General features: G+C 34.9%; 10 protein-coding genes and 1 pseudogene. 6 read left to right on the top strand and 5 right to left on the bottom strand.

The window, feature by feature from the left end; genetic code table 11:
- A pseudogene (locus ACNQGX_RS13770) lies at nucleotides 1–2,732 on the bottom strand (hypothetical protein); the annotation flags it as partial.
- Nucleotides 2,733–2,980: 248 nt separating this feature from the next.
- Nucleotides 2,981–4,060, bottom strand: coding sequence for a helix-turn-helix domain-containing protein (locus tag ACNQGX_RS13765; RefSeq protein ID WP_417977153.1), 1,080 nt, complete (start codon nucleotides 4,058–4,060; stop codon nucleotides 2,981–2,983).
- A 505-nt stretch (nucleotides 4,061–4,565) separates the two neighbouring features.
- On the opposite strand from ACNQGX_RS13765, the gene ACNQGX_RS13760 reads away from it, so the two are divergent.
- The 4 genes from ACNQGX_RS13760 (at nucleotide 4,566) to purE (ending at nucleotide 6,982) form a co-directional block, all read left to right on the top strand.
- Nucleotides 4,566–5,723, top strand: coding sequence for a 5-(carboxyamino)imidazole ribonucleotide synthase (locus ACNQGX_RS13760; RefSeq protein ID WP_417977151.1), 1,158 nt, complete (start codon nucleotides 4,566–4,568; stop codon nucleotides 5,721–5,723).
- A gap of 92 nt (nucleotides 5,724–5,815) precedes the next feature.
- Nucleotides 5,816–6,046 carry a hypothetical protein gene (locus ACNQGX_RS13755; RefSeq protein WP_417977149.1) on the top strand — a complete coding sequence of 77 codons (231 nt, stop codon included), beginning with the start codon at nucleotides 5,816–5,818 and terminating at the stop codon, nucleotides 6,044–6,046.
- Nucleotides 6,036–6,383 (top strand): type II toxin-antitoxin system PemK/MazF family toxin, encoded by a 348-nt coding sequence (locus ACNQGX_RS13750; RefSeq protein WP_417977147.1) that lies wholly within the window; start codon nucleotides 6,036–6,038, stop codon nucleotides 6,381–6,383. Before ACNQGX_RS13755 ends, ACNQGX_RS13750 begins: the two co-directional genes overlap by 11 nt.
- 116 nt (nucleotides 6,384–6,499) lie before the next feature.
- Entirely contained in the window at nucleotides 6,500–6,982 is a 483-nt protein-coding gene (gene purE, locus ACNQGX_RS13745) for a 5-(carboxyamino)imidazole ribonucleotide mutase (RefSeq protein WP_131916980.1), read from the top strand.
- A gap of 46 nt (nucleotides 6,983–7,028) precedes the next feature.
- Here the strand turns inward: purE and ACNQGX_RS13740 are convergent, their stop codons facing one another.
- The gene (locus tag ACNQGX_RS13740) at nucleotides 7,029–7,700 is read right to left on the bottom strand and encodes a hypothetical protein (protein WP_417977145.1); all 672 of its coding nucleotides are present in this window, start codon (nucleotides 7,698–7,700) and stop codon (nucleotides 7,029–7,031) included.
- 226 nt (nucleotides 7,701–7,926) lie between these two features.
- Here ACNQGX_RS13740 and ACNQGX_RS13735 point away from each other — a divergent pair, with 226 nt between their 5' ends.
- Entirely contained in the window at nucleotides 7,927–9,954 is a 2,028-nt protein-coding gene (locus ACNQGX_RS13735; RefSeq protein ID WP_417977143.1) for a M3 family metallopeptidase, read from the top strand.
- A 304-nt stretch (nucleotides 9,955–10,258) separates the two neighbouring features.
- Nucleotides 10,259–10,720, top strand: coding sequence for an SRPBCC family protein (locus ACNQGX_RS13730; protein ID WP_417977142.1), 462 nt, complete (start codon nucleotides 10,259–10,261; stop codon nucleotides 10,718–10,720).
- A gap of 51 nt (nucleotides 10,721–10,771) precedes the next feature.
- Here ACNQGX_RS13730 and ACNQGX_RS13725 read toward each other — a convergent pair whose 3' ends face one another.
- Together ACNQGX_RS13725 and ACNQGX_RS13720 are read right to left on the bottom strand one after the other, a co-directional pair.
- Nucleotides 10,772–11,887, bottom strand: a complete 1,116-nt coding sequence (locus tag ACNQGX_RS13725; protein ID WP_417977140.1) for an ATP-binding protein — start codon at nucleotides 11,885–11,887, stop codon at nucleotides 10,772–10,774.
- A 124-nt stretch (nucleotides 11,888–12,011) separates the two neighbouring features.
- On the bottom strand, nucleotides 12,012–12,824 hold the full coding sequence (locus ACNQGX_RS13720) for a UbiA prenyltransferase family protein (RefSeq protein ID WP_417977138.1): 813 nt from the start codon (nucleotides 12,822–12,824) through the stop codon (nucleotides 12,012–12,014).
- Nucleotides 12,825–12,843 lie beyond the last annotated feature (19 nt).

The following is a 12,843-nucleotide window of genomic DNA, read 5'->3' as shown; positions in this document are numbered from 1 at the left end:
GCATTTCCTGTAGCATCCAATTGAACTGTAATATCTTTTGTAGCAACAACTGCCGCAACTTTATCTTCAACCGTTACCGTCGCCGTTTGAGAAGAAATGTTTCCGTTTACATCAGTAGCGGTCAAAGTAACTGTGTTCGCTCCGACATTGGCGCAAGTAAATGAAGTTTTGTCTAATTCCAATAAATCAATTCCGCAAGCGTCAGTTGAACCATTGTCTACATCAGCAGCAACAATCGATGCATTTCCTGTAGCATCCAATTGAACTGTAATATCTTTTGTAGCAACAACTGCCGCAACTTTATCTTCAACCGTTACCGTCGCCGTTTGAGAAGAAATGTTTCCGTTTACATCAGTAGCGGTCAAAGTAACTGTGTTCGCTCCGACATTGGCGCAAGTAAATGAAGTTTTGTCTAATTCCAATAAATCAATTCCGCAAGCGTCAGTTGAACCATTGTCTACATCAGCAGCAACAATCGATGCATTTCCTGTAGTATTAAGTTGGACTGTAATATCTTTTGTAGCAACAACTACCGCAACTTTATCTTCAACTGTTACCGTCGCCGTTTGAGAAGAAACGTTTCCGTTTACATCAGTAGCGGTCAAAGTAACTGTGTTGGCTCCGACATTGGCGCAAGTAAATGAAGTTTTGTCCAGTTCCAATAAATCAATTCCGCAAGCATCAGTCAAACCATTGTCTACATCAGCAGGAGCAATTGTCGCATTTCCTGTAGCATCCAATTGAACTGTAATATCTTTTGTAGCAACAACTGCCGCAACTTTATCTTCAACCGTTACCGTCGCCGTTTGAGAAGAAACGTTTCCGTTTACATCAGTAGCGGTCAAAGTAACTGTGTTCGCTCCGACATTGGCACAAGTAAATGAAGTTTTGTCTAATTCCAATAAATCAATTCCGCAAGCGTCAGTCGAACCATTGTCTACATCAGCAGGAGCAATTGTCGCATTTCCTGTAGCATCCAATTGAACTGTAATATCTTTTGTAGCAACAACTGCCACAACTTTATCTTCAACCGTTACCGTCGCCGTTTGAGAAGAAACGTTTCCGTTTACATCAGTAGCGGTCAAAGTAACTGTGTTCGCTCCGACATTGGCGCAAGTAAATGAAGTTTTGTCTAATTCCAATAAATCAATTCCGCAAGCATCAGTTGAACCATTGTTTACGTCAGCGGGAGCAATTGTCGCATTTCCTGTAGCATCCAATTGAACTGTAATATCTTTTGTAGCAACAACTGCCGCAACTTTATCTTCAACCGTTACCGTCGCTGTTTGAGAAGAAACGTTTCCGTTTACATCAGTAGCGGTCAAAGTAACTGTATTCGCTCCGACATTGGCACAAGTAAATGAAGTTTTGTCTAATTCCAATAAATCAATTCCGCAAGCATCAGTCGAACCATTGTTTACGTCAGCGGCAACGATTGAAACATCACCTAAAGCATCAAGTTGAACCGTAATATCTTTTGTAAGAACAACCGCAGAAACTTTATCTTCTACAGTAATTATGGCATTTGCAAAAGCAGAATTCCCATTATTATCTGTAACCATTAATATAACATTATGATCGCCAATGTCTGCGCAACTATATGTTTTAGAAGCTGCCATTGATGCAGCAGAAGGCCCATAAGTAGCCTCAACATACAGCCTTTTAGGCGTTCCTCCACAAGGATCTCCAAAAACAGTATTGGTAGCAGGAATAGTTACTGTATTTTGCCCAATAAGATACGACGACACAATGCTCGCACTATTACTGGCATGACAAGAACCTTGGGTAAAACTACCACAGCTTCCATCAGGAGTTCCGTAACTGGCGAAAGTCACTCCGGTAAACTCAGAGCCAACCGGTGCAGTAATCACTAAATCCCCTCCTTCACCTATAGTGGCACAAACGGTTCCTGTTGTTGCAGTCGTAAGCTTATAACTTGAAATCTCTCTATTATCTGTACTTCCATTATTTACTTGAGCCGCATTTACGGTAACGCTTCCTGTGGCATCAAGTTGAGCCGTGATATTTCTGGCTACCGCAATTGGAGCAGTAACATCTGGGGTCAGGTACAGCAAGATAAAATCGATAATAATTTGCTGAATATTGACATTAGACCATGCAGTATGATTATTGTAATTACCCGCATGATTAAAGTTCAGCACCTTACCGGTACCAAAATCTCTTATTGCAAGAGCATCATCCGTTCCTGCTGTCATTAAAACAAGAGCAGGCTGAACAGCAAATGTGTGTATTGACCCAACGTTAAAACCGGCTGTAAAAGAAAATGAAGAAGGCACATTTGCCAGTACCAGATGACCGGACTGCCCGACGGCATCAGTATAAGTAACTGAACCAGTATTTCCACCCGCTCTATCAAAAAGAATAAGATCACGCATGGCTACCATACCTGATGCCTCATATGCATTCCATTCGGTACCCACATACAGCCCTTTTTTATTTTGAACAAAATCCACTAAAGCATTTTGTCCTGCAACAGGCATAGGCGTGCCGTATGTTGTACCATTTAGATGAATAACGACATCTTTACCGCTCAGTTCGTCACCTGGGTTAGTCCAAAGATTTTCACTTACACTACTTATTGTCACCGTGTAACCCTTATTCTCTAATGCCGATTTCAAACTTAGAGTATTAACGTTTGTAGGCGAATCATCATAGATGATTAGTACACTTTGAGCATACATTGTATTAAAAAAAACACAAAATACACTCATAAAAAAGAGTAATTTTAATTTCATACTGGTTTGTTTAGATTTATTTGGAAGCAAAAATAAAAGGAAAAAAAAGGATTGAATAGCCCATTAGGACAGAGCATGTTTTTTCTTAAAAAAAAGCGCATCAAAACTTTATTCTACCATTTAAAACAATAGAAATCAATTACTTATAGCTTTTAAATTCGAGAAAAATTAAAAAAATTGATTAAAACCAGAGAAATAGTCCTAAAAAAAGACAAAAAAAGGCATTACACCGCTTCTTTTACTTCTGAAAAAAGTCGCGTTTCAGACGGAAGTTTACCAAAGCGTTTTTTAAAATTGGCCGCAAATTTACTGCCGCATTCATGACCCGTCACGGCTGCAATATCTTGAATTGGAATGTCCGAATTTATAATCAGTTGCATCGCCAGCAACATGTTTTTTTCTTTGTGATATTTCAACATGGAAAACCCAAACACCGTTTTGAAATCAGACTTTAATTTTGTGGGCGAAATCTCTACATGAGCGGCAATACTCTCGATGCCCAAGAACGGAAGATGCAAATGGTGTAAAATCATCTTCTCGGCTTTGGCAACATTATAATAGTCTAAATTGCTTAACGAAACATTATCTAAAATGCGGTTGTCTTCAAAAGAATTATAAAAAAATGCAGCAATCAATTTCATACACTGTTTTTTTAAATCAACAGTATTAAATGAATCCTCACTTTCGGTTTCTAAAATTTTTGATATTTTTTTGACCAAACCATGCGCTTTTGGAGCGATATCTAACCAAGTATAAAAACCTATTTTAGTGTTGAAAAAATCTTCAACAGCCTCTTTTTGAGGAAATTTTTTAGACGAAATATTGTTATCAGCCCATTCTTTACTAATGGCAAGATTAAAAAACGTACCTGTCGTACCCTTATAAAAATAGGTAGCCACTTCGGTTCCGGGTTTGTAAAAAGTCCAACACGTACTTAGAAGCGTACTATCCTTTGAATTTTTAAAAGGATATTTATATTCAAATACAGAAAAGGACAGGAAATAATAATCCCTTAATTGATTTTCATCATAAACTGCTTTAGCGATGATATTTTCTTTGATGTTTATATCTGTTGCCAAAAGCCAAAAACCGTCTTCCATTTCGCGATAGCGCATGACCCCTTTACAGAAAGCATTGTTCAAATAAATAGACTGTTGCAAAGTTTTATGATGGGTTACCGGTAATTTCACTAAACTATCCAACATGGCTTGCGGGGAATTGGATAAATAGGGTAATTCAAGAAAGCCATCCTTCAGAAGGAATAGATATTTTTGAATGTGTTTAGGCCAATTATTTAAGGTCATGCATGTAACGATTTAGTTATTTTAAAAAAAAATCAAATGTAAAAATTATTCATCAATATAAAATCCACCCACTAAAAGTGAATCACACTAAAATCAAAAACTTAGCAAAACAAACCAACTTAGACATGTCTTTATTTCCGATTTTCAAGATTGAAGCAGCAACAAATACTTTTCTTGCTCTTTTTTAATTGGTTTCTAATTTTAAATTTGTTTTAAAACCAAGCTTTAACAAATACAATAAGTAACAATCGACTTATTTTACCCAATAACTGGCTCAAATCAGTCTGCTAAACTAAAAGAAAATTAACAACCTAAAGCAGGTAAAAATACCTGTTTATCCATTAATACATAAAATAGATACGAATATATCATTATTACCTTCAAATTTGAAAAATACCACTAACCAACTCAAATCAACAAACAATAAATTGACATTTGTTTTTTAATCAATTATCTTTGCACACTCGAGGCAATAAGCCGAACAGACGAAGTAAACTACAACACAATGAATTATTTTTCTTCTGATTTTAAATTGGGAATTCTCGGCGGCGGACAACTGGGCAAAATGCTGTTGTTTGACACCCGAAAATTCGACATACAAACTTATGTTCTTGATCCAAGTGATGAAGCACCATGCAAGATAGCCTGCAATCAATTCTTCAAAGGTGATTTAATGGATTTTGAAACGGTGTATAACTTTGGCAAAAAGGTTGATGTTTTAACTTTCGAAATCGAATTGGTAAATCTTGAAGCTTTAGTAAAACTCGAGGAAGAAGGATTGAAAGTGTATCCTTCCCCTAAAACTTTGAAATTGATTCAAAATAAAGGAATTCAGAAAGATTTTTATATTCAACATGCTATACCAACAGCTAATTACAAGCGATTTGAAAATCTAAAAAGTCTAATTGTTGATATTTTGGATTCTAAAACAAAACTACCGTTTGTATGGAAATGTACGGAATTTGGTTATGACGGAAATGGCGTTAAAGTCATTCGACAAATCTCGGATTTAGACAATTTAGCCAATGTAGAATGTATTGCTGAAGAAATGGTTCCTTTCAAAAATGAATTGGCCGTTATCGTTTGTCGCAATCCATCAGGTGAAATAAAAACGTACCCTGTAGTAGAAATGGAGTTTCATCCGGAAGCCAACCAAGTAGAATATGTGATCTGTCCTGCTCGAATTGACGAAAAAGTTGCTGAAAAAGCAAGAGCAATCGCCCTGAATGTTTCAAAAATGTTCAATCATGTTGGATTACTGGCAGTAGAAATGTTTCAAACTGAAGATGATGAAATCCTCGTGAACGAAGTCGCTCCTCGCCCGCACAATTCAGGACATTATTCTATAGAAGCCAGTTATACTTCGCAATTCGAAAATCATTTGCGTGCGATTCTTAATTTACCTTTGGGAAATACTGACAGCAAAGTAGCTGGAATTATGGTTAATCTCTCGGGTTCAGCAGGTTATTCCGGAGATGTAGTGTATCAAAATATTGAAAAAATATTAGGTTGGAATGGTGTTACACCTCACATTTATGGTAAAAAACAAACACGTCCTTTTAGAAAAATGGGACATGTAACGATAGTAAATCAAGACATCAACGAAGCGCGAAGAATAGCTGAAGATGTAAAGAATACCATTAGAGTAATCAGTGGTCAGTAAATAGTGTTCAGACTATTATCATCTTAAATATTTATTAAATTCCCTTTAGTGTATACAAAAAACATATACTTTTGTAATGTAAATTATTCAGTATGAAAACCATTTCCTTAAAAATTGATGACTCTATATTTGGAGAAACCGAAAGTATCCTCAATGTTATGAAAAAACCTCGTAACAGATACATTAATGAGGCAATTGAGTATTATAATAAAATGCAAAAAAAAAACATTCTTGAAAAGCAACTTAAATTGGAGTCCGAATTGGTAAAAGAGGATTCGCTTGCCATTTTAAAAGAATTTGAAGAATTGGGCTATGCAGATTAAACAATATGAAATTTGGATAGCCGATTTAAATCCTCAAATTGGAACAGAAGCAGGAAAAACAAGACCTGTTCTTGTCGTTCAAACCAACTTACTCAATAAAATTCCGCATCCGTCAACGATAATTTGCCCATTAACAACAAATGTTAAGCAAAGTTCAGAAATTTTACGTGTACATATCAAAAAAGGAGTTGCTAATATGCACGAAGATTGTGATGTAATGATTGACCAAATTCGGTCAATTGACAACAAAAGACTAATCAAAAAAACAGGTGTTTTACCTGAAAATCTATCCGAAAAAGTAAAACAGAATATTATGATAATTCTGGATAATAATTAGATTATAAATTGTCCGATTAAATATATATTTTTGAATATTGAATAACGAATTTTGTCCCGAAGCGTCGGGATTGAAGTTTTTTTTTAAACTTTAAACCTTAAACTTTAAACAAAAATATGAAAGTAGCCGTAATCATGGGAAGCATTTCTGACATGCCCGTAATGCAAGAAGCCATAGACATCCTAAAAGCATTCGATATAGAAATAGAAGTCGATATTGTATCGGCACACAGAACACCCGAAAAATTGTTTGATTTCAGCAAAAATGCGCACACTCGTGGCATTTCGGTAATTATTGCCGGCGCTGGCGGTGCCGCACATTTACCAGGAATGGTTGCTTCGATGTCACCATTACCGGTTATTGGGGTTCCTGTAAAATCCAGTAACTCAATCGATGGCTGGGATAGTGTTTTGTCTATTCTACAAATGCCAGGCGGAGTTCCTGTAGCAACAGTAGCTTTAAATGGCTCCAAAAATGCGGGGATTCTTGCCGCTCAAATCATAGGAAGCCACGACAAAAGTGTGATGGAAAAAATAATTAAGTATAAAACAGGATTGAAAGAAGCGGTTAACATAGCTTCCGAAAGCCTAAAAAAATAAAGAAAAGCTCCATAACGGAGCTTTCTTGTTTTATATCATGAATTATTTACTCCACATTTTCTGCTATTTCTAAAACCCCTTCAAATTCCGAAGCGATTATATCTTCTTTATTCAACCAATACTCCGAAGTGGTAATTGTATAATTCAGATTATCCCTAGTTGTCAAATCCCATAAAACATCCTCCGCTTCTGGAAAAGGAGCATTTTCATTCATCGCGTGATCGAACAATCTTTTGATAAGATTACTATTTGACAAGCCATTACTTAATAATTTAAGCACATTCTCTTTGGTCAACTGCATCTCATTTTCACTTTCTAATGGTGCAATTGTAACCGCTATAATTGTTGCTTTTGCGTTCGGAAATTTACCATTATAGGCTTTAAAAAGCAATTGATTGATATGAAATAAAGTCGAATGCAAACCTATCTCAGGATATTCTTCACACACTTTGTCCAAAAACATATCGTTTGATATTTGTTGGATTTGACCCTCATTCAAATCTTCTGATAATTTATATTCCAATACGATTACGGCAGCCTCTTTGGGTTCAAAATCACTTATCGCCATAAACAATAATTCTCTTAAACTGGAAGCATCCGCATCGGAAGCATCCGGATAATCGAATTTTTCAAGCAATTTAATGTAATCATCATTTGTCCAATATTCTTCAATTTCATCTACAGTATTGGCTCTATTTATTGTAATTTGATAGTTCATATTTTCTTTGAATATTTATTTCTTATTTTGATTTGTTTCTTCAGAAACCAATCTTTTTTTACAATTTAGGGCTTTATTACTGCCAAACGAAATAAATAACATTTAAATAACACAATCAACAGCGCCATTTTGAAGCAAATCAATTGCTTTATCAACTTCATTTTTTTTATTAAATCCGTACATTTGTTATCTTTAAACATCGATTTATTTTTATTAAAAAATACAAATGAGCATCTTAACCCACCATTTCAATACAAAGTACAATACTGCGCCTTTTTCGAAAATTAAAAATGAAGATTTTCTTCCTGCTTTTCAAAAAGGGATCGAATTAGCAAAAGCCGAAATTGACGCCATCGTACGAAATCCTATACAACCCACTTTCGAAAACACCATTGAAGCATTAGCGTTCAGCGGAGATGTTTTGGACAGAATTTCAAGCATCTTTTTCAACTTGAATTCGGCAGAAACAAATGACGAAATTCAAAAAATAGCTCAGGAAGTTTCTCCTTTATTATCTGAATTTGGAAATGATGTTCGCCTTAATCCAGATTTATTTGCTAGAGTAAAAACGGTTTATGAGCAAAGAGAAAAACTGAATCTAAATCCGGAACAAACCACGCTTTTAGATAAAAAATATAAAAGTTTTTCCAGAAACGGAGCCAATTTGCCGGAAGATAAAAAAACTCAATTACGAGAAATCGACAAAGAATTATCGAAATTGAGTTTGCAGTTTGGCGAAAATGTTTTGGCCGAAACGCAAGCCTATCAATTACACATTACAAACAAAGAAGATTTAGCCGGCTTACCGGAAGGAACTATCGAAGCCGCTCATTCTTTGGCTAAAAGCAAAGAAAAAGAAGGCTGGATTTTCACATTGGATTATCCTAGTTATGTTCCGTTTGTGACGTATGCCGATAATCGCGAATTGCGTAAGAAAATGGCAATTGCTTTTGGCGCCAAAGGTTTTCAAAACAATGAATTTGACAATCAGGAAATCGTGCTGAAAATTGCAAAATTACGTTTTGAACGAGCGCAAGTTTTAGGGTATGCCACTCACGCTCATTTTGTTCTTGAAGAACGAATGGCAGAAAGTCCGGGAAAAGTAAAAACATTCTCAAATGATTTATTGGAAAAAGCCAAACCGGCAGCTTTGAAACAATTTACGCAATTGACCGCTTTCGCAAAAGAGCTAGACGGTATTGAACAACTTGAAAAGTGGGATGGCGCGTATTACTCCGAGAAACTGAAGCAGCAATTATTCAATTTGGATGATGAAATATTAAAACCGTATTTCCAATTGGAAAAAGTTTTGGACGGTGCTTTTGCAGTAGCGCAAAAATTATACGGAATCACTTTCGAAGAAATTTTCGAAGTTGATAAATACCATGAAGAAGTAAAAACATACGCAGTAAAAGATGAAGAAGATCAATTGGTTGCTGTTTTTTATGCTGATTTCTTTCCAAGAAAAGGCAAACGCAACGGCGCTTGGATGACGTCTTTTAAATCACAATACATCAAAAAAGGGATCAACGAAAGACCACATATTTCTATTGTGTGTAATTTCACGAAACCCACCGAAACGAAACCATCGTTATTAACTTTCAACGAAGTCACGACTTTGTTTCATGAATTTGGTCACGCTTTACACGGAATGTTAGCCAACACCACGTATCCGAGTTTATCCGGAACTTCAGTGTATTGGGATTTTGTGGAACTACCAAGCCAGATTCTGGAAAACTGGTGTTACGAACCGGAAGCATTGGCTTTATTTGCGTATCATTATGAAACTGGCGAAATGATTCCGATGGAATTAGTGCACAAAATTAAAGAAAGTGCAAGTTTTCAGGAAGGAATGGCAACGATGCGTCAATTGAGTTTTGGATTGTTAGACATGGGATGGCACGCACAAGATCCTTCGAACATCAAAGACATCAAAGCTTTTGAAACCGAACAATTTGCAGCTACACAATTGTATCCTGAAGTGGCAGCAAATGCGATGAGCACCTCTTTCTCCCATATTTTTCAAGGTGGCTATTCTTCGGGTTATTACAGTTATAAATGGGCCGAAGTTCTGGATGCTGATGCTTTTGAATATTTTCAGGAAAAAGGTATTTTCAATAAAGAAGTAGCTACAAAATTCAAAGAAAACGTACTTTCAAAAGGCGGAACAGAACATCCGATGATTTTATACAAACGCTTTAGAGGACAAGAACCAAAACCGGAAGCATTGTTGAGAAGAGCAGGATTGGTTTAGATTATTGGATAATAAAATTTTTAGAGAATTAGAAACCGGAGTGAGAGCTTCGGTTTTTTAAAAGATTTTTATTCACAAAATTAAATGTAATATTAGTTTTATTGCATTTAAAAAAAAAACGTCTGTGTATTTGAAATTAAAATACTTTTTTATATTACTTTTGAATAAGTAAACCTTTGATTTTGTGCGAAATACGATTAAACTACAATATAGAAATAGTTCGCTTTTATCAAGTATTTTAAATACCACTTCTTTTTCTGTTGGTTCAAAAATTATCATTAAAGACAAACTAAAAAATCTAAATATGATGACAACTATAAAGGTATTAACAAAAATAAACGCCCCAATACAAACTGTTTTTGATTTATCCAGAAATGTTGATACACATCAAAAATCTGCTAATTTCACAAAAGAAACCGCCATTGACGGAATAACTTCCGGATTAATCAACTACAATGAAACGGTGACTTGGCGAGGCAAACATTTTGGTGTTTATTTGAATCATAAAAGCCGAATCACAGCAATAATCTTATACGACTATTTTGTTGATGAAATGGAAGAAGGAAAATTCAAATCATTCCGACATGAACATCTATTTAATGAAAAAGACGGGGTTACCATAATGAAGGATAAATTATATTACGAAGTTCCTTATGGATTTTTTGGAAAATTATTTGATTTACTGTTTTTAAAAAATCATTTGATTAATTTTATTATCGAAAGAAATAAAACACTGAAAGCTTTATCAGAAAATGAGAAGCAATAACCACCAAACAATCGGCACGCTTTCTAGTCAAAAAGACGATACTATTTAAATTTACTTCAAAAACTCCCTGAAATTTTCCTTGCTTACCACCAAAAAACTAGGTTGATATGCTTCTTGAAATGATTTAGGCAACTTCGTTTTTTTAGCGGAAGACCATTTGAATTCATAGGCACTCACGGTATCGGCTTCAATTTCAACATAGTCAATTTCTTGCTGTTGTGTAGTGCGCCAAAAGTAAGGTTTGGCCAAACCATTTGTATACGACAATTGTTTTATCCTTTCCGAAACTAGAAAATTCTCCCAAAGCGCCCCTTTATCTTGCCTGAATTCCAAAGTATTAAAATTCCCAATCAGCATGTTCCGAACACCATTGTCATAAAAGTAAATTTTTCTATTTGCCTTAATCTCGTTTCTCAAGTTTTTACTGTAACTGTTCAACCTAAAAATCACAAAGGTTTTTTCTAATAAATCAATATAGTTGTTAACTGTATTTTTATCCACTCCTACTAATTGGGCAATTTCATTATAACTTACTTCACTACCAATTTGCAGTGCCAAAGCTTGCAGAATTTTTTCCAACACTTCTGATTTTCTGATGCCTGCCAAACTCAAAATATCTTTGTATAAATAACTGGAAACTAAATTCTTCAAAATCTCGTATTCATTTCCAAAATTATTGATCACATCCGGATACATCCCATACAATAATCGCAATTCCAATTGTTGCTGCGCCTTTATATATCCAACATCAGCTTCAAATTCATTCCAGGAAATGGGATACAAATGGTATTCAAATTTGCGCCCCGTTAATGGCTCTTGCGTAACATGATTTATTTCAAAAGCTGAAGAGCCACTAACAATAACCTGCACAGCTGCAATTTGATCTACAATGATTTTTAATTTTAACCCAATATTGGGAATACGTTGCACCTCATCAATAAAAACATATTTATAATTCCCGATGATGCTTTTTAAAGTTTCGGTATTTGCGGAAGCCAAAGTATCAACCACTACTGCATCATCACCATCAAGAAATAAATAAGGAATGTTATCCAACAACGAATTGATTAATGTAGTTTTCCCTACTTGTCTTGGGCCTATTAACACAATTACTTTTCCTTTGTGCAATTTACCCTTTAATTTTGAAGTTAAATCTCTAATAATCATCTCGTATAAGTTTATACAAATGTATAAAATTATATCCTATTCACCAATTTTATAGTGTTTTTGGTGAACGTATTCACCAAATTAACACTGTTATTGGTGAATATATTCACCAATAACAGTGTTTTTAAAACAGTAAAAGCAATAACCACCAAACAATCGGCACGCTTTCCGCCCAAAAAGAAGTGTAATATTTAGTTCGTTTTTCATTCGCAAAAAGCATAAATAATGAAATGGTAATTACTAAAATCAAGTTGATAATCAATTGATTTTTATCAAAATTATTTTTAAAAAATTCCAAAATATAAAACGGAAGTAAAAGTAGCAATCCTAATATCTTAGTGCGCTTCACTCCTATTTGCTGCGGTACGGTTTGCAAATTGGGATCATCATTTGTTAAATCAATAATCTCAAATATCAACACCAAAACAAAAATCAATAAAAATCTCTGCATGCATTTTAAATAGAAATCGGAAGTAATTAAAACATTCGCATTCAAAACTGGCAATACCAACGTCACACCTACCCAACACAAAGCCACAATATAAATTTTCACACCGGCCCAATTCCTGGCATTCTTCTTATTTGGAAAAAAGGGAAGTGTGTACAACAACGTAATACTCAAAAAAACAATCGCTACGATTTGGGTTATTCGTTCCAGCAGAAAAAAATAATATACAACAAAAAGAAGGGAACAAAAACTAAACAAAGTAATCGCTTTTAGCTCCTTACGCATTTCAATTTTTTTGGCTCGAGCCAAAGCATCGTATTTTACAAAATTATATCCTACAATTGTTCCAAAAAAAGCAAAGTTGGCTATGGGTTCATCAAAAGAAATTTGGAACATATATTGCGTCATTCTCACCAAGGCAAAACACGACAAACCCACGTGAATACTACTATTAATATAAAAATCAAATATAAGTTTCAAAAATCTCATTGTACAAAATTAATCAAAG

Origin of the sequence: Flavobacterium glycogeni, assembly GCF_048286775.1 — a bacterium.
In the GTDB taxonomy this organism is placed as follows: Bacteria; Bacteroidota; Bacteroidia; order Flavobacteriales; family Flavobacteriaceae; genus Flavobacterium.
Note: the sequence above shows the minus strand (reverse complement) of the source record. Positions and strands in the feature narration are given on the sequence as shown.